The following is a 17,449-nucleotide window of genomic DNA, read 5'->3' as shown; positions in this document are numbered from 1 at the left end:
AGTGTTCGCAGTTTAGGATTGTGAGGTGAGCGACGACCCACACCGACCCCACGATCGCAATGCCTCCGCCAGGGAGACACCGCCGCGCCGACGAGGTCCGGTCCCCGCGCACAGCCGCGACGACATCGCTACCGCCGCAATAACACTCACGGATCACGAAGGCTTGGCCGGTCTGTCCATGCGGGCCGTTGCCGCGGCGCTGGGTACCGGTGCAGCGTCGCTGTACCGGTACGTGGCATCGCGGGACGAACTTCTCGCGCTGATGACCGATCACGTCATGCGCGAACTCCGCCCGTACCCGGCCGGCCATGATCAGTGGTTGGACGCCATGCTCGAGATGTCACGTCGACAGTTGCACCTGTATCGGCGTCACTCCTGGCTCGTCGACGTCACCCAGCAATCGCCCGCCTTCGGTCCCGAAGCCCTGGCCTGGCTGGACCACTGCCTGCAGGTACTCGAACCAGTCACGGCCTCCAGTCGGGCGAAATTTGAAGCGATCGCGATGGCAACGGGAGTCACGACGTTGTTCGCTCGCAGCGAGCTCGCTTCACAGCCCGCACTTCCCCCGATCGACAGCCATACGTATCCGCACGTGGCCAGGGCGATCTCCGCTGACGCAACTCCTGCGCCCACCGATCGGGACCTCTTCGAGGATGCTTTGCGCAGCCTCCTGGTCGGTCTGCTGTCCTGAGAACGGAGTCCTTCGCTGGACCGTTCACGGGATGGTGAGCGGCACTGCCAGAGGATCGCCCGGTGCCGGCGCGCGGCGGTTGGCCGCGACGAGGTCCCACGCGGTGTGCCGCGGCGTCACGCCGTCCAGCATCCATTGGCCGAGCAGCAACGCGACCTTGGCCAGCATCTCGGTCCGCAACCGCTGGAAGGAGTCCTCCGGGTCGGCGCCGACCTGACCGAGCAGTACCCACCAGGCCCAGGCGACTGCTCCGGCATTGGCAACGAAGTCCGGGACCACCGGAATGCCCCGGCCGGTGAGCACCGCCTCGGCCTGCGGGGTTGTCGCGGCATTCGCAGCTTCGATCACGACTTTCGCGGCGACGTGGTCGACGTTGTCCGTCGTGATCGCATAGGAGATCGCGGCCGGGACCAGGATGTCTGCCGCAGTGGCGATCACAGCCGCGCGCGGCAACCGCTGAACATGCGAGGGGACGCGGGAGCGGTCGATCTCGCCGTAGCCGTTCCGCAGGTCGAGCAGCGCGGGAACGTCCAGGCCGTCGGGGCAGTACAGCGTGCCGACGGCGTCGGCGACAGCAACCACGCGCATACCGGCCTCGTGCAGGTACCAGGCCGCGCCGCCCCCCATGGTGCCGATGCCCTGGATTGCCACCGTGGTGTCGGCCGGAGCCCATCCACTTGCATTCACGGTACCGATGCAGGCCTGCGCGACTCCGTAACCGCCGATCACATCACCCAGCAGAAAACCGCCGGACACCGGGGCGTTCAACGCGGCCCGCACCCGGCGCAGAGTCCTCTGCGGATCTTCCGCACGGCTGATCGCCGCATGGTAGGACTGCTGAAGACCCAGCCGCGCGAAGACGTCGTCGATCAGATGCTGCGGCACCCCCAGATCCTCCGCGGTCACCCAGTGCGCGTCCAGCCACGGGCGCATCGCCTGACAGAACCGCTCCAGCACACCGACGGCGCGGGGGTCCTTCGGGTCGAAATCGATGCCGCCCTTCGCGCCGCCGACGGGCAGGTCGAAAACCGCGGTCTTGGCAGCCATGCCGCCGGCCAGGTCCTCCACCTCCGACATCGTGCAGCCTGCCCGCATGCGGGTGCCCCCGGTGGCCAGGTCGGACACCAACGTGTGCACGACGAGGTACCCATGAGCCCCGGTGACCGGATCAGACCAGGTCATACGCAGCAGGGGCTCACCGCTGTGCGCGGTCGCCACGTCGACCCGACGCTGCGTCGCCGTGTTCTCACGGTGGTTGTACTCACGGTGCTCGGGGGTGCGCCCGAACCCGGATTCCGTCGTCGTCGTCACCTCGAGTTACCCCAATCGTCCTCGGAAAATCATCGCCGTTTCGGCCACTCAGCCGATGACGTCAGAGTGCGCGCCCGGCGACCAGGCGTCCAGTTAAGAAACTTGAATGATTGCGTTCACGCTTTCTACACAGCGCGACGCGTGGTCCGATTGGACGGCTCGGACCGGATGCATAGGCTGGGGGCATGGAGCTGTCTCTGCGCCGGTTGCGGATGCTTCGGGAGTTGCACCGCCGAGGCACCGTGACAGCCGCCGCGCAGGCCTTGCACTACACCACGTCCGCGGTATCCCAACAGCTCACCCAGCTCGAACGCGACGTCGGCGCAAAGCTATTCGAGCGGCGCGGTCGGCGGGTACAACTCACCGAGATCGGTCTGCTCCTCGCCGAACACGCTGAGGAGATCATGCGATCGGTGGACCGCGCGACCTCCGCCCTCGAGCAAACGCAGGAGGGCGTCACCGCCCGATTGACCGTTGGCGTGTGGGCGTCCGTCGCGTCGGGCCTGCTGCCGAGTGCGCTGTCGTTGCTGGCCGCCGAACATCCCGGCATCGAGGTGCGGACGAAGGAACTCGCGCCGGAGGACACCGCAGTCGCAGTACGGGACGGCTCGCTGGACTTCTCGTTCGTGATCAATTATTCCGACTACCCGATGCCGTGGGACCCGGAGTTGACCAGAGTGGTGATCGCGGTGGAGCGACTACACGCAGCGCTGCCTCCGGGAACGGTGTCCGCCAGAACCATGGCGTTGGCGGACCTCGCCGAGCATCCCTGGATCCTCGCGGGACCCACGTCGCATTTCGGCCGCGCGGTGCGCTCGGCCTGTCAGCGTTGCGGATTCGAACCCAAGATCAACCATGAGGTCGGCGAGCAGGCGACGGCACTCGCGATGGTGTCCGCGGGCCTGGGGGTCACCCTCGTCTCCGATCTCGGACTGACGCTGCGCCCGCCAGGCATGGATGTCGTCGCGCTTACCGAACCGGTCATGCGGACGATCTCCATCGCCCATCGGGGGACGGAAGCGCACCGACAGCCGCTGCAACTGGTGATCGACGCCGTGCGGGCCGCGGCGGCCGCACAGGGGCTCGCCGCGCGGTCGCCGTACCCATAGCCGACGACACACCGCGGGGGATCAGCGTGGACCCGAAGACGCGGGCACGGCCCACGCGCTCCCTTGTTCGCGATCGAGCACGGTGACCGCCTTGTTCTTCAGCCCGAAGATGTAGACCAGCAAGCTGACCCCGATCACGACCGTCACGTAGACGATGAACCAGCCGACCTGGCCTGCCGACTTCGACGCCTGGTACAGGAGCGGCGCCGTACCGCCGAACACGGAGTTCGCGAGCGCATAGCCCAGTCCCACACCCAGGGCACGGATGTCGGCGGGGAACAGCTCCGCCTTCACGATCGCGTTGATCGAGGTGTACCCGGTGAGGATGACGTAGCCGACCGCGACCAGCGTGAACGCCACCAGCGGCGAGGTGGTCTTCGGAAGGTAGGTGAGCAGGACGTAGGTGTAGAGAACCCCACCCACACCGAAGAAGATCAGCAGCGGCTTGCGCCCGACGTGGTCGCTGACGATGCCGCCGACCGGCTGCAGCAGCAACAGCAAGATCAGCCCCAGCAGGTTGATCCACGTTGCCGTCAGCGCCCGGTCGTCCCCGAAGGTGGACTTCACAATCGCCGGCGCGTTGACACTGTAGGTGTAGAACGCGACCGTGCCGCCCGCGGTAATGAGGAACACCAGCAGCAGCGGACGCCAGTGTTCGGTGAACAATGCCGTCAAGGAACCCGCTGTCCGGTCCTCACCCGCACGGATGGCCTTCAGATGCGACTCGCTGAGCGACTCGTCCATCGAACGCCGAATCCACAGCACCACCAGGGCGGCGACGCCGCCGATGAAGAAGCCGATCCGCCATCCCCAATCGTGCAACGCCTCGACATCGAGAACGCTGAGCGCGATCAGGAGCGTGAACTGCGCGAGGACGTGACCGCCCACGAGGGTCACGTACTGGAAGGACGACAAGAAGCCACGCCGATTCGCGGTTGCCGCTTCGGACATGTACGTCGCCGAGGTGCCGTACTCGCCACCCGTGGCAAATCCCTGCACGAGCCGGGCGACGACCAGGATGACCGCCGCCCAATACCCGATGGTGTCGCGTGTCGGCATGACTGCCACCAAGAAGGAGCACGACGACATGATGGTGATGCTGAGCATCAGAGCCGCCTTGCGGCCACGACGGTCAGCGAACCGGCCGAAGAACCAAGACCCCACCGGTCGCATGACGAAGGTGACCGCGAAGATCGCATAGATGTACACCGTGGAGTTGGAGTCGTTCTCGTCGAAGAACTGTGCCTCGAAATACGTTGCGAAGACCGTGTAGATGTACACGTCGTACCACTCGACGAGGTTTCCTGCCGAACCCTTCATCGTGTTGAGCACCGCCCGCCGAGTGCTCGTCGGAGCGCGGGTTGGACCGGACGGAGTCGCGTCATCGATCATCCGTCGACGATAACGGATCGACCGACCACACCTGGTCGAGTCACGCAGGGGCGGACCAATTCACTCCCCGCTGCGTGTCTACTCCGATCACGACAGTCCGGCGCCGTGGCTCGCATCAGTCACTGCTCCGGCAGCGTCGTAGTTGGCTGGACAGGTACCGCCTGGCACGGCGATGACCACCCACGTTCTCGAGTTCGATGTCCAGCGCGTTCAGGAGCGTCGCGAGCAGGGTCGCCTGTGGAGCCCATCCATGGCGACGCCGGCACTGCGCGAGCCAGTCGACCGGACCGATGTGGCCGCGGTCCGCGTTGCACCGCCGGCACGCGGCGGCCTCATTGGCCACGATGCTGGGCCCGCCTTTGAGTCGCGGCACCAAATGTTCGGTGGTCGGCGGATTGACGTCCTCTCGGCCTGAACGACCGAGATTCCCCTCGAGACTCACGTCCCGAGGTTCCTGTTTCACCGACAGTCGCCTTCCCACACCTTAGGTGCGAGGTGGTCTCACACCATCTCCGCAGGCTGCCACCGCCAGTCCGACGGCCAAAATGTTCTTCGCCGCGTTCACATCCCGATCGTGGACGGCGCCGCACCGGCACGTCCACTCCCGCACGTCCAGCGGCATCGCCCCGGCGATCTCCCCGCACACCGAGCAGGTCTTCGACGACGGACAGAACCGATCGATCGCCACCACCCGCCGCCCGTACCAGTCGGCCTTGTATTCGAGCATCGACCGGAATTCGGACCACCCCGCATCCGAGATCGCCCGAGACAACGACCGATTCTTGACCATATTCCGCACACTCAGATCCTCGATGGCGATCACTTGGTTTTCGCGCACCAGCCGAGTGGAGAGTGTGTGCAGATAATCGCGCCGCCGATCAGCGATCCGACCATGAATCTTCGCGACCTTCAGTCGGGCCTTGGCCCGGTTCCGGGACCCCTTCTGCTTCCTGGCCAGCATCCGTTGCGCCTTCGCCAACCGCGCACGGTCCCTGCGCTCGTGTCGCGGGTTGGTGATCTTCTCCCCCGTCGACAGCGTGTACAGGCTCGTGATCCCGGCATCGAGCCCGACCACCCGATCGACCGGCTCGAGCTCGGTAATCGTGTCCTCGACGAGGATCGAGATGTGGTACTGACCACGAGCATTGCGCGACACCGTCACCTGCGACGGTGTCACCCCGTGCGGTAGCGGCCTCGACCACCGAATATCCAGGGGTTCGGACTGCTTGGCCAACCGGATCTGCCCGCCGCGGTAGGTGAAGCAGTTCGAATAGTAGGTCGCCGAATCCTTCGACTGGCCCTTCCTCTTGAATTGCGGGTAGCGGGCCTGCTTGCGCCAGAACCTCTCGAACGCGCCCTGCAACTGCCGCAGAGACTCCTGCAACGGTCCCTTCGACGGCTCCGCCAACCACGCGGTCTCGGTGTCCCGCTTCCATCCGGTGAGCATCTTCGAGGTGTCCGCGTAGGTGACCCGACGCTGCTCCTGCGACCACGCCCGCGACCGCTCGGCCAACGCCCGGTTGTAGACATACCGGGTACACCCGAACGTCCGAGCAAGCTGCTCCGCCTGCACCGCAGTCGGATAGAAACGAAACTTGAACGCCCGCCTCACCACCCTCCCCACCATGACCCAGACACTAGCCACACAGTCCGACAACATCAGATCAGCCATCCCGGACCTGAAGGACCGGGTTTGCGCCGAAAGACTCACGAATCAACGGCCCGAAACGCCGACCACACCACAGGCATCGCCCACCCTGCCGGTCGACGGCGAGGGCGAGTCTGGCGGTGCGGTCCACCAGTCGATCGTGACCGAATGACTCGGCGAGCGCCAGTGCTCCGCCGACGCGTCGGCCGAAACCTCTGTCGCTACACCTTCTCCTCCGACGTGCGCGTCGTGAACGGCAACACGAGGCGAGACGGGTGGTCGGCGTCCCGGTAGATCTTGTGGGTCACGGGGCGGCCGACCGGCAGGTGGAACGCATCCGGTGGTAGCAGCGCGTTGTGCTCGTCCGCCAGCGGTTCGGCGTTCGACAGTTCCACCACCAGACGATGCCCCGGCCGGAATGTCGCGGCGAAGGGGTAGAGGCGCAGCACATACTCCTCGATCGTCCCCGGCTCGACCGGCAGCGCGCGGGTGTGTGGGTGGTGCGGGTTGCCCTCGGTAGTGCGCTCGTCGAGTTCGCGGTGCGAGGCCTTGAGGTACCCGGAGGTGATCAGCTGACGTTGACCGCTCGGTGCGTAATCCCACAGGCGCAGAATGAAATTGGAGTCAGGTTGGTCGATCTCTACGAAGAGGTGCGCGGCTCCGGTGCCGATCAGTTCCGTGGGCTCCTCGAACGGCGCTGTCTCCCATTTCAGGATCTCGACCTTGTCGGTGACGGTCAGCGGCGCCTGATAAAAGCCGTCCGGGGCGGCGTACCGGGCGGCCATCGGTTCGGGGTCGGTGGACAGCTTGCCGCGCGGTCGCAGGTACAGCGACCGGTACTCCACATCCTTCGGCGGCCACTGGTCACCGGTGACCCATTCGCGTGCGCCCTCGACGTGGACGGTGACCGCCGGCTCGTCCATCACACCGTTGTCGATACCCTTGATCCAGTAGTCGTACCAGCGGAACATCTTGTCGTGTTCCTCGATGAACGGCCGCGACTGCATGGGTGGGTACGGGCCGATATCGAGTTTCTTCGGTCCCTGCAGCGCGTCGAACAGCGCGATCGTGCCGTCCACCGTCCAGCCGCGACCCTGATCGATCTGTAGATAGACGGGGATGTCGATGCTCGGGGCCAGCGTGATGGGGTTTCGTTCCTCGTACCACTCGCCGTCCAGGTCGTTCATCACGATGTCGAACCAGGCCTCGTGGTGATTCGGGTAGTTCAGCACGTGCACCAGGTTCGGCCAGGCGGCCACATCCGGATCCTCCAGGCGCGCCGCGACGCGCTTCCTCAGCTCGTCCGGGGAGCACGTCTCGACCATGCGGGACTTGACGCTGTCGGTGAAGGCCCAGCCGGAGTCGCCTCCGCGGCCCTCGCGGGCGGCACGCGGCATGAACCACATGATGCCGCCGTGATAAGTGGTCTCGTAGAAGTCGAAATGACCGCCGCTGACGAAGATCGCTTTCAGGTGCGGCGGCCGCTCCGCGGCGGCGAGCACCTGCATCGACCCGAAGTAGGAGATGCCGATCATGCCGACGTTGCCGTCGCACCACGGCTGTTCGGCGACCCACTCGATGAAGTCGTACGCGTCCTGGCCCAGGGAGACGCCGCCGGCGTTGTAGTTGCCGATGTGCTCGCCCTCGGAGGCGCCGGAGCCGCGCAGATCGCCGATGACGTGGACGTAGTCCTCTTCGACGACGCGGGCGATGTCGCCGGCTTCGATGCAGCCGTCCCACATCGGGGAGGGGCGACGCTGCGGCGGTGTGGTGAGGGCGAGCGCCTGCAGCTCTTTGCCGTACGGGCTCAGCGCCACCAGCGCCGGTCGTGGTGTGTCGTCTACGCCGTGGTAGGCGTCCGCTGCCAACTCGATGCCGTCTCGCATCGGGACGCGGAGATCCTTGCGGATGTGGATGGTCTGTCCACCCGCGTCGAACGTCTGGAACTCGGCCATGGGGCGCGACTCCTTTCTGTGTCAGACTTTCTGGGTGTACTGCGTGCGGTAGCCGTGCAGCGTCGTGAAGAACGGGGACGGTTCGAGGGTGGGATCGCCGTCGTAGCCGAGGTCCTCGGCCACCGGGGTGAACGGCGAATACGGCGAGTCGATCTCGCGTAGGCCCCCGCACAGGCACCGATGGGCTGCGCCGCGGACGTCGCCTTCGATGTCGAGGCTTTCGTGGAGCGCTTCGGCGGCCTGGTCCCGGTCGAGTTCGACGCCGTAGGCGACCCCGTCCGCCCGCCGGTAGGGATGCCCGAGGTACAGGTGGTTCGGGCGGATCTCGTCCCGCAGGTACTCCAGGCTCGACCGGTAGGCATCCGAATTCTCGTAGCCGGGGAATCCGTTGGCCGCTCCGTGGACCTGGACGGCGTCACCGACGAACACGGAGTTCCGACCGTCCACGACGTAGGCCACCGATCCCGGTGTGTGGCCGGGGATGGAATGCACCGAGACGGTGACACCTCCTCCGAGCGACAGGGTCTCGCCGCCGCGGACCAGCATCGTCGGTTCCATCTCACCGGAGATCACCGCTTGCGTCGCCGCGATCTGCTTCGCCTCACCGTCGGGGTCGTGCAGGTACTGCCCACGCACCGACAGGTACTCGTCGACGTGCGCCTGCCGTGAGCGCAGCAGGTGCGCGTCGGCCTCGTGGATGACGACCTGGGCACGCCTTCCGGTGAGTTGCCACAGCGCGTGCGCCCCGCCGATATGGTCGATGTGGCCGTGGGTCAACAGGATCCATCGGACGTCCTCGATACGGCGTCCGAGGGCCTCGAGGGCGGGCGCCATGCCCTCGGTGGGCGACGTCGCGATGCCGGTGTCGACGATCGCCGGCTCCGGAGCATCGATGTAGAAGCTGTACAGCCCGAACCGGCCCCAGGGTGAGACGAGCGGGTGGATGGTCCCGTCCTTCGCCACGTCACTCCCCCGGCCGCGTCAGGAACTCGGCCGTCTCCTCGAAGGCCCGGTGGAACTCGGAGATCCACGAGAAGTTCTGGACGAAGCCGTGATTGGCGCCGGCGTAGCGACTGACCGTGGCCTTCACCCCGGCCTCGTTCAGACGCGCGCCGTAGAGCTCGCCCTCGTCGCGCATCGGGTCGAACTCGGCGGTGACGATCAGGGCCGGCGGCAGGCCGGTGAGGTCGCCGCGTTTGATGGGCGAGACGCGCGGGTCGGCGGGGTCGGCGCCGCTGTCGAAATAGAACGCGTTGAAGGGTTTCAACCCGGCCGTCTCCACACCGTAGCCTTCGGCATTCTCCCGGAGGGAGTCGTAGCGGTCGACGTCGAAGTCCAGGTCCAAGGACGGATAGAACAGCACCTGATGCGTGATGCGGTCGAACCCCTCGTCGTGGGCCGTTGCGGCGACGGCCGCGACGAAGGTACCGCCGGAGCTGTCGCCCGCGATCGCAAGGGTATCGCCGTCCCAGCCGAGGCTCTCGCCCTGCTCCACGACCCAGCGGACCACCGCATCGCAATCGTCCAGTCCGGCCGGGAATTTCGCCTCGGGTGCGCGCCGGTAGCCGACGGAGATGACCTTCAGTCCGGTTTCGACGGCCAGGTTCCGGGCGACGTGGTCGTGGGTGTCGAGGCTTCCGAGGAAGAACGCGCCGCCGTGGAAGTAGACGAGCAATCCGAACGCGTCGGCCTCGACCGGGGTGTAGATGCGGATCGGCACCTCACCCACGCGCGTGTGTGCAGTCGTGTCCTCGACGGTGTGCAGGGGCAGGCGCTCGTCGATCGGAGCGACCTGCGACTCTTCGATCGCGCGCAGGACGGCCGGGTCGAGCGAGTCCGGCGGAGCCGGCAGTGTGCTGAGGACGTCGGCGATGGCGGGGTGAAGGGTCATCGTGTCACGCCTGCGCCCGAGCGGTGGGCTTCTGCCCCGGGAAGACGTCGTCGACCTCGTCCTCGGTCCAGCCCTGACGGGAGATCCGCTGCAGTTCGTCGGTGACCGGTTTGCGGGTGGCCTGGTAGAGCGCCAATGCCCCGGCGACGGTGTCGGCGTCCCGCAGGGCGTCGGCGAGTGCGCCGGCGTCGAGGATCGCCGAGTTCGCGCCCTGACCCTGGTGGTGCAGCATCGAGTGGGCGGCGTCGCCGACGAGGACCGCCGAATCGGAATGCCACGTGTCGACCGGGTCGATGTCGTACACGCCGCGGGTGTTGACGATGCTCATGTCGAGGTCGCGAGTGATGTCGACGATCCTCGGGTCGAAGCCGTCGACGGTGGCGAGCATGTCGTCCTTGGATACCTGTGGCGCCCAGTTGCTGTCGGGGCACAGGGCGGTGATGTCGAAGGAGACCTGGCTGCGGTGGCGCAGGGGCAGCAGATACACCTTGGTGCCCTTGCCGATGTACATGCGTAGGTTGTCGTCGACGACCATGCCGTGGGCGTCGGCGACATCGATGACGGCGCGGTAGGCCCGCTCGCCGGAGAACACCGGTTCGTTGTCGCTGAAGAGTTGTCGGCGCACCACGGATTTGATGCCGTCGGCACCGACGACCAGATCCGCTTCGACGGTCGTGCCGTTCGTGAAGGTGAGCAGGGAACGCTCGCCGCGGTCCTCGACGGTGGCGAGTTTGTGGCCGAGCTCGACCATGCCGCCGGGCAGGACACCCACGAGGGCCTCGATGAAGTCACCGCGGTGGATCAGGTGAGTGTGGGTTTTGACGGTGTACTCGTCCATACCCGGCCACGATTCCTTCATGATCGGTTCGCCCGTGGCGGTGAGGATCTCGAAGTAGTCGCTCGGTGAGCTGACCTTCGCAATCGCGTCGAAGATGCCCCACTGGCGGAAGCGGTCCATGGTGGAGGGGCGCAGGCCGATGCCGGCGCCGACCTCACGGATTTCGGTGGCCTGCTCGTACACGGTGACGTCGGCGCCGAGCAGGCTGAGGGCCTTGGCGGATGCGGCGCCGGCGTACCCGGCGCCGATGACGGCGACGGTCAGATTCTTCAGATGCGTGCTCTGCATGGTGGTGTCTCTCTGGGTGGGCGCACCGGTGCGCCGAAGGTTCGAGGTGGGTCAGGTCTGGATGGTCAGGAAGTCGGCCGGGTTCTCGACGAAGAGCGTGGTGATGGTCGCCTCGTCCAGACCTGCTTCGCGCAGATCCGGGATGAGGTCCTCGAACAGGTAGTTGCAGGTGTGACCCTTGACTCCGGGCCAACCGAGTGGGCTGCAGTTGGCGTCGACGCCGGCGAGCGCCTGATCGAGGTGACCGGCGGCGAGGAACCCGAGGAAGTGGTCGAGGCGTTCCTTGCGCGGGCGGGCCCAGAACGGCGGGTCCTCGAGTTCGGTTTCGTAGCCGAAGGTGTCGAAGCCGACGCGGCCGCCCTGTTCGGCGATCCACCGGTCGCGTGTCTTCGAAGCGTTGACTCCGTCGTCGGCATGCCCGAACAGCACGCGGTGCAGCGGGAGTCCTTCTTCGGTGAAGATCGCGATGGCGTTCTCGGCGTCGATGGCCAGGTGAGTGAGGATCGGTACGCCGGTCTCGAGTGCGGCGCGAGCCGCGGCCCGGTAGATGCGCTTGTCGAGGTCGGTCATCTTGCCGCCGCGGCTGACGCCGACCTTGATGACTCCGGCGCGGCTGCCGGTGTTGCCGATGCCGACGGTGATCTCGTGGACGAACTGCTTGGTCAGGTAGTCGACGCTCGCGCGTTCGAAGAAGGGCAGGGCGGTGTCGCCGCCGACGAAGCCGGTGCAGGCGACGATGTGGACGCCCGTCTTGGCGGACAGCGACTTGTAGTAGTCGATGTCACGGCCGTTGCAGATTCCGGTGACGTCGACGAAAGTCCCGCCCCCGTACTCGTGGAACTTGCGCAGTTTCGGTACGGTCTCCTGGTACCGCTCCTCGGGGGTCTTCCACCACCTCGTATCCAGCTCGGAGCCGGGCATGCCGTATCCGATGTGCTCGTGGACGGCGACGATGCCCAACTCTTCGGTCGGGATCGATCCCAGGACGGTGTTCACTCTTGACACAGGCAGTTCCCCTTCGGGAAGGACGATTCTTCGATGATGTGGGGTCGGGTGCTCAGCGCACCGACAGCAGGTCGCGGGGGTTGTCTGCGAGCATGCGCCGGATGTCGGTGACGCCGAGTCCCTGCGCGGTGAGGAGCGGCACGAAAGTCGACAGGATGTAGCTGAACGGCAGATCGAGACCCGGCTCTCCCAGCGACACACCGGTGGCGTTGCTCGACAGGAGGATTCGGTCGCCATGACCGGCGTCGACCAGTTCGCGGATCAGGGTGGCGCGCTCGGCGTCGGTGACGTGTATGCCGCCGTCCGCACCCACGTGGTCGAGGGCGACGTAGGCTCCGCGGCGGGCGATCTCGAGCGGCGCGCCGGCGTCGACCGCATCCCTGCGGTCGAGTCCGCCGACGACGACGCGGTCGGCCTGCAGGCCCTCGCCCACAACGATCCCGAGGTCGTGCACCGCGTCCTTACCGAAGCGGAGAGAGACCGGTACGCCGGTGTCGCGGGCGGTTCGGGCCGCGGCACGGACGAGGTTTTCCTCGGTGGCGGTCATGCCGTCGGGATTCGCGGCGGTAGCCACCAGGCCTGCGGCACCCCGGCGTTCCACCCGGGGAACCACCATGCCCTCGGCGATCTCCCTGGTGAAGAGGTCGGCGAATTTGTCTGCCGGCCACGGCGTCGGCGGATTGGTCTGCGGCGTCAGGAAGTATCCGCCGAGCATTTCCTCGGGTCCCATGCCCGTCGACGCGACGATGTGCACTCCGGTCGTGCGTGAAAGCGCTTCGTAGAGCTTGACATCGCGGCCGTGGAACATGCCGGTGCTGTCGACGATCGTCCGCCCGCCGTGGTCCCGGAATTCGGTGAGCTTCCCCACCAGCACCTCGAAGGTCTCGGCGCGGTCCGGGGTGATGTCGAATGCGTGCTCCGCGCCCGGGACCACGGACAGCAGCGCTTCGTGAACCGAGACGACCCCCAGTTCGTCGGCGGGAACTGGGCCGAGAACGGTGTGGACGGTGTGGACGGTGTGGACGGTGTTTCTCTCGGCGGTCTGGGAGCCCTTCATCGGCACTTCCTTTCGTCAACATCATGTGCGCATGACGTGGTACTCACCACAGTAGCCACTCACATTACAAAGCGTCAAGTGAGTTGCTTACCAGTTGGGTGAATGGGCTACCTGATTCGTGGGTGGACTGCGGCTACAATCTGAGGTCATGTCGCTCCGCGCCGCACAGAAGCAAATGACCTACGACCTTTTCCTCGCCAAAGGGCTCGAGCTGTTCGGTACGAAGGGCTATGTCGCAACCACGATCGATGACATAGCCAGCGCCGCGGGATCGACCCGGACGACCTTCTACCTGCACTTCTCGTCCAAGGCCGACGTGATGAGCGCGCTGCTGACGAAGGTCGACGCACTACTCACCGCTGCCGACGACCCCACGCTCACCGCGGTGGTGGCCTCGGGCTCGCGTGACCAGATCCAGGAGTGGCTGGACCGCAAGTTCTCACAGTGGGACGAGATCAAGCCCTATCTCACCGCGTCCTACCAGGCAGCCCAGGAGCCGGACGTCGCAGCCAAGACCGAGCAGTGGTTCGAGTCCGCCGTCGGCGACATGACGGCGGGACTGGACCAGGCCAAGCGGTTCCCTCCCGGTCGGCGCCGGATTCGCTGCGTGCTCGCGTTTGGTCAGCTGGAGTACCTCTCGCGCCGCTACTTCGCGGTCGGCTGGCAGACTCCCCGCGAGGCGTGCCTCGACGAACTCACCGACTCCTGGTGCCACCTACTTGCGTCGGACGACTAGAACTCGAAAGCCGTCGCGTCGACGAGGATCTCCCGCAACCAGGCGATGAACGCCGCATCCGCCAGACGCGGATTCCACACCATGTCGATCCGCAACGGCGAGACCGGCAGCGGGAACTCCTCGATACGGAGGTCCACCCGTTCCCGCATCGCGACAGCAACCCGGAATGTGTGCACCGCCACCCCGCCTGCCGACGCGACCATGTGCGGGATGAGCAGGTGGTCGGAGATCAATTGCCCGATCCGGTAGTGCACGCCGTGCGCGTCCATCGCGGCGTACGGCGCCACCCGGTGCCGGGAGTCGTAGGTGACATGGGGCAGCGACGTGAGCAGATCCAGTGCGGATGCCCCGGGATCGCTGTCCGGATGGGCGATCACCACCCAGCGATTCTCGTACAGGCGCTCGCGCGGGTACGGCGATGTGAACGCCTCGGACAGGAGTACGACGTCCACGCCGTCGTCGGTGAAGTCGCTCGGTTGCGGCTGAACGAAGTTGCGCACCCGCAGAGTCGCATTCGGTGCCCGCTCGGCGATCAACCGCGCCAAACCCGGCCCGACCACGAATGCGGTGCTGGTGGTCATTGCAACAGTGATGGTGCGGCTGTCGCGAGCGGGGTCGAAGCCCGGGAAATTCACTACCTGTGCGGTCTGCCGCAGCACTTCACGCAGTGGTGCGACGAGTTCCAGGGCACGCGGTGTGAGCATCAGGCCGCTTCCCTGCCGCGTCACCAGATCGTCACCGATCAGTCGGCGCATCCGCCCCAGGGCATGACTCATCGCGGGTTGGGACATGCCCACCCTGGCCGCGGCGCGGGTGACCGATCCTTCCTCGAGTAATGCCAGCAACGGCACCAGCAAGTTGAGGTTGACCGAGGCAAGCCGCTCCAGGCCGAGATCACTCGAGTGATCACCGGGTTCGTTCATCCACACGAAGTTACGCGTCCTCCTTCCGAGGGGTCGACGTCATCCGGCCGCGGCGGCCATGCGGCGCAGTTTCGGGATCGGGATCCGATGGTTGACGGCGACCGCGACACCGTCACCGCCGACGTGGGTCCAGCGCATCACCGACGGTCCGTGCGGGCTGTCGCCGAGCAGGAACTCGGGTTCACCGGCGGCCGGTAGGTGGCCGGTGGCCTTGAGGTTCAGCCCGAACTGCTCGGTCCAGAAGTAGGGTTCGAGGTCGAGTTCCGGCGCATCGTCGCCCGCCAGGAGCGCGTTGGCAGCGACCTTGGCCTGCTCGATAGCGCTGCTCCACAGCGGAATTCGACGTATTCCCGTAGGCGTGGGAACGGCGGCGGCGTCCCCGGCCGCGACGATGTCGGGCCGGACCCGGCCGCGCGAGTCCACCTCGAGACGGCCGCCGGTCAGCAGTCCGCTGGTGGCCAGCCACTCCGTGTCGGGTATGTCGCCGATCGCACTGACGATCAGGTCGGCGTCGATTCGTGATCCGTCGCGTAGGACCACCCCATGCGCGTCGTCGATCCCGGCAGCCGAGCCGAGGACGACCGTGAGCCCTCGGGCTACCGCGGCCGCGGTGAACGCGTCGGACAGGCAGTGCCCCAGGTGCGACAGCATCGGCGGGCCGTCGGCTACCAGCGTGGCCCGGCATCCCGCCGACAGGGCCGCGGATGCGATCTCCATGCCCAGCGGACCGGCGCCGACAACCACGACCGTGGGCCGGGCCGCCAGCCGTTCCCGGAGGACCAGGGCATCGTCCACGGTGCGCAAGGACAGCTCCACGCTGTGGTCGCCGCCCAGGCGCCGTGCCCTGGAACCGGTGGCAATCACGAGTCCTTCGTAGGTCAGGTCCGAACCGTCGTCGAGACGCACCCGGCGGGACTCGACGTCGAGCTCGACGGCCGCCACCCCGCGCACCTCGGTTGCCTCGTGCGTGGGCGGTGCCAGTTCGTGGGAACCGCCGTCGACGAGGAGCGCCTTGGAGAGCGCGGGCCGCGAGTACGCCGCCCGGGGTTCGGCCCCCACAATGGTCAGATCGCCGTCGAAACCCGCGGCTCGGAGACCGTCACACGCGGTCTGGCCGGCGATCCCGTTGCCGATGACCAGGATTCGTTCGGGAACTTCGATGAGTTTCATGCGAGCCTGAGTGCGGCCACGGGGCAGACCCGGACCGCGGCGCCGGCGTCCGTGAGTTCCGGGCTTCCCTCGGGGATGTCCTCGACGTCGAGGATCAGTTCGCCCGCGTCGTCGAGGTGCATCAGGTCGGGAGCGATCTCTTCGCACAGTCCGTGGCCTTCACAGCGAGGCCGGTCGATCACGATTTTCTTCGTGCCGGGACCACCTTCAGGATCTCGAGTGCGTCGATGGAGCGGGTGATGTTGCTGGGCAACCGAACCGGCTCGGCGGCCACCAGCCGCTGCGCGTGGACGGCGAGTGCCCCGATGACGGCGTGGGCTTCCAAACGGGCCAGGCCCTGGCCGGCGCAGCCGTGCGGTCCGTACCCGAAGGAGAGGTGGTCGACGGGGTTTCGCTGGACCAGGAAGGCGTCCGGGTTCTCGTAGTGCCTCGGGTCGCGGTTGCCTGCGCCGAACAGGATCGCCACCTGGGATCCGGCCGGCACGAGGATGCCGTCGATGTTCACGTCCCGGGTCACCGAGCGGCCCCAGGCATGGACCGGCGCCCAGAATCGGAGAATCTCGTTGAAGGCAGCCGGCACCAGCGCGGAATCTCCGCGGACCAGGTCGAACTGATCGGGGAAAGCCGAGAAGAGCGCGACGATGTTGCCGAGCGCGGCGATAGTGGTGTCGACACCCGCGCCCAGGTACTGGTGGATGATATGGCCGGCGGTGCCGGGAGGAATGGCGCCGCGGTCCTCGGCGTCGAAGATGCCGCGACCGACCGACCCCGGCGCCAGATCACCGGCCCGGACCCCGGTGCACCAACCGTAGAGTTCGCCGGCGATCGGGAAGTTCTCCGCGGTCCGCTGATTCATCGGACCGATGACTTCCATCGCGGCCTGCCCCCAGCGCAACATGTTGTCGCGCACCTCACCGGTGAAACCGATCAGGTCCGCGACGACCTCGAGCGGGAAGGCGCGCGCCAACGCATCGATGGCCTCGAACGATCCTCTGGCGACCAGGTCCACGACCAGCGCATCGGCCTTGGTGTGGATCTGATCCCGGAGTCCCCGCAGCGCCCGTGGAGAGAGGTTCTCGGAAAGAGTCGCGCGCAATTCTGTGTGGATCGGCGGGTCCGAGGCCAGCGATGTGCCCTGAAGCGCCTCGTTGACCACGGAATTGAAGCCGATCGTCCGGGACGAGAAGGTGCCCGGGTCGGCCAACGCGTCGCGGATGACGTCGTAGCGGGTCAGGGCATAGACGTCGTTGGCGGGCAGATGTACCACCGCGCCGAGATCGCGGAGTTCGGCGTACGTCGGATAGGGGTCGATCACGACCTCGTCGGCGAAGAGGTCCGTATCGCTACTCGCCGGAGTGCTTCTGTTCATGCCTCCAGTGAAGTGACTCCACTCACATAAATCCAACTCATATTAAGCATGTACGGACATGAACAA

The 17,449-nt window shown here is 66.5% G+C and carries 18 protein-coding genes; 4 read left to right on the top strand and 14 right to left on the bottom strand.

The genetic code is table 11. The features are described from left to right. Positions 1–25: 25 nt before the first annotated feature. Positions 26–691 carry a TetR/AcrR family transcriptional regulator gene (locus tag JWS14_RS29090; RefSeq protein WP_206014970.1) on the top strand — a complete coding sequence of 222 codons (666 nt, stop codon included), beginning with the start codon at positions 26–28 and terminating at the stop codon, positions 689–691. Positions 692–715: 24 nt separating this feature from the next. On the opposite strand, the gene JWS14_RS29085 is transcribed toward JWS14_RS29090, so the two are convergent. Continuing rightward, positions 716–2,002: a Glu/Leu/Phe/Val dehydrogenase dimerization domain-containing protein gene (locus tag JWS14_RS29085; RefSeq protein ID WP_206014969.1), complete on the bottom strand. Its 1,287-nt coding sequence runs from the start codon at positions 2,000–2,002 to the stop codon at positions 716–718. Positions 2,003–2,187: 185 nt separating this feature from the next. On the opposite strand from JWS14_RS29085, the gene JWS14_RS29080 reads away from it, so the two are divergent. Beyond that, entirely contained in the window at positions 2,188–3,111 is a 924-nt protein-coding gene (locus tag JWS14_RS29080) for a LysR family transcriptional regulator (RefSeq protein ID WP_072946813.1), read from the top strand. Between the two features lie 21 nt (positions 3,112–3,132). On the opposite strand, the gene JWS14_RS29075 is transcribed toward JWS14_RS29080, so the two are convergent. The 3 genes from JWS14_RS29075 to JWS14_RS29070 form a co-directional block, all read right to left on the bottom strand. Further along, the gene (locus tag JWS14_RS29075) at positions 3,133–4,503 is read right to left on the bottom strand and encodes an MFS transporter (RefSeq protein WP_206014968.1); all 1,371 of its coding nucleotides are present in this window, start codon (positions 4,501–4,503) and stop codon (positions 3,133–3,135) included. 115 nt (positions 4,504–4,618) lie between these two features. Continuing rightward, the gene (locus JWS14_RS51505; protein ID WP_338051560.1) at positions 4,619–4,945 is read right to left on the bottom strand and encodes an HNH endonuclease; all 327 of its coding nucleotides are present in this window, start codon (positions 4,943–4,945) and stop codon (positions 4,619–4,621) included. A 42-nt stretch (positions 4,946–4,987) separates the two neighbouring features. After that, positions 4,988–6,130, bottom strand: a complete 1,143-nt coding sequence (locus JWS14_RS29070) for an RNA-guided endonuclease InsQ/TnpB family protein (RefSeq protein WP_206014967.1) — start codon at positions 6,128–6,130, stop codon at positions 4,988–4,990. On the opposite strand from JWS14_RS29070, the gene JWS14_RS51820 reads away from it, so the two are divergent. Further along, positions 6,099–6,323: a hypothetical protein gene (locus JWS14_RS51820; RefSeq protein WP_206016314.1), complete on the top strand. Its 225-nt coding sequence runs from the start codon at positions 6,099–6,101 to the stop codon at positions 6,321–6,323. The two genes, JWS14_RS29070 and JWS14_RS51820, sit on opposite strands and share 32 nt — an antisense overlap. A 49-nt stretch (positions 6,324–6,372) precedes the next feature. On the opposite strand, the gene JWS14_RS29060 is transcribed toward JWS14_RS51820, so the two are convergent. Genes JWS14_RS29060 through JWS14_RS29035 form a run of 6 tightly spaced genes read right to left on the bottom strand, consistent with a single transcriptional unit; the run spans position 6,373 to position 13,185 of the window. After that, positions 6,373–8,106, bottom strand: a complete 1,734-nt coding sequence (locus tag JWS14_RS29060) for a CocE/NonD family hydrolase (RefSeq protein ID WP_095863540.1) — start codon at positions 8,104–8,106, stop codon at positions 6,373–6,375. Positions 8,107–8,127: 21 nt separating this feature from the next. Then, a complete protein-coding gene (locus JWS14_RS29055; RefSeq protein ID WP_206014966.1) occupies positions 8,128–9,069 on the bottom strand; it encodes an MBL fold metallo-hydrolase in 942 nt (313 codons plus the stop codon). 1 nt (position 9,070) lies between these two features. After that, a complete protein-coding gene (locus JWS14_RS29050) occupies positions 9,071–9,997 on the bottom strand; it encodes an alpha/beta hydrolase (RefSeq protein WP_095863539.1) in 927 nt (308 codons plus the stop codon). A gap of 4 nt (positions 9,998–10,001) precedes the next feature. Further along, positions 10,002–11,123 carry an FAD-dependent oxidoreductase gene (locus JWS14_RS29045; RefSeq protein ID WP_072946824.1) on the bottom strand — a complete coding sequence of 374 codons (1,122 nt, stop codon included), beginning with the start codon at positions 11,121–11,123 and terminating at the stop codon, positions 10,002–10,004. A 51-nt stretch (positions 11,124–11,174) separates the two neighbouring features. After that, positions 11,175–12,128, bottom strand: coding sequence for a phosphotriesterase family protein (locus tag JWS14_RS29040; protein WP_072946825.1), 954 nt, complete (start codon positions 12,126–12,128; stop codon positions 11,175–11,177). 52 nt (positions 12,129–12,180) lie between these two features. Then, positions 12,181–13,185 carry a phosphotriesterase family protein gene (locus JWS14_RS29035; RefSeq protein WP_206014965.1) on the bottom strand — a complete coding sequence of 335 codons (1,005 nt, stop codon included), beginning with the start codon at positions 13,183–13,185 and terminating at the stop codon, positions 12,181–12,183. A 148-nt stretch (positions 13,186–13,333) separates the two neighbouring features. Between JWS14_RS29035 and JWS14_RS29030 the strand changes: the two genes are divergently transcribed. Next, the gene (locus JWS14_RS29030) at positions 13,334–13,921 is read left to right on the top strand and encodes a TetR/AcrR family transcriptional regulator (protein WP_072946827.1); all 588 of its coding nucleotides are present in this window, start codon (positions 13,334–13,336) and stop codon (positions 13,919–13,921) included. Here JWS14_RS29030 and JWS14_RS29025 read toward each other — a convergent pair. From JWS14_RS29025 to JWS14_RS29010, 4 genes are read right to left on the bottom strand one after another with little or no spacing between them, the layout of a single operon-like run. Beyond that, positions 13,918–14,844 (bottom strand): LysR family transcriptional regulator, encoded by a 927-nt coding sequence (locus tag JWS14_RS29025; protein ID WP_095863536.1) that lies wholly within the window; start codon positions 14,842–14,844, stop codon positions 13,918–13,920. The genes JWS14_RS29030 and JWS14_RS29025 overlap by 4 nt on opposite strands. A 39-nt stretch (positions 14,845–14,883) precedes the next feature. Further along, positions 14,884–16,014 carry an NAD(P)/FAD-dependent oxidoreductase gene (locus tag JWS14_RS29020; protein WP_206014964.1) on the bottom strand — a complete coding sequence of 377 codons (1,131 nt, stop codon included), beginning with the start codon at positions 16,012–16,014 and terminating at the stop codon, positions 14,884–14,886. Further along, the gene (locus JWS14_RS29015) at positions 16,011–16,199 is read right to left on the bottom strand and encodes a ferredoxin (RefSeq protein ID WP_206016219.1); all 189 of its coding nucleotides are present in this window, start codon (positions 16,197–16,199) and stop codon (positions 16,011–16,013) included. The genes JWS14_RS29020 and JWS14_RS29015 overlap by 4 nt, the downstream gene beginning before the upstream one ends. Continuing rightward, on the bottom strand, positions 16,193–17,383 hold the full coding sequence (locus tag JWS14_RS29010; RefSeq protein ID WP_206014963.1) for a cytochrome P450: 1,191 nt from the start codon (positions 17,381–17,383) through the stop codon (positions 16,193–16,195). The genes JWS14_RS29015 and JWS14_RS29010 overlap by 7 nt, the downstream gene beginning before the upstream one ends. Between the last annotated feature and the right edge of the window lie 66 nt (positions 17,384–17,449).

The organism is Rhodococcus koreensis, from assembly GCF_017068375.1.
GTDB classification, from domain to species: Bacteria; Actinomycetota; Actinomycetes; order Mycobacteriales; family Mycobacteriaceae; genus Rhodococcus_F; species Rhodococcus_F koreensis.
The sequence above is the reverse complement of the archived record's forward strand: the minus strand, read 5'-3'. Positions and strand labels throughout refer to the sequence as shown.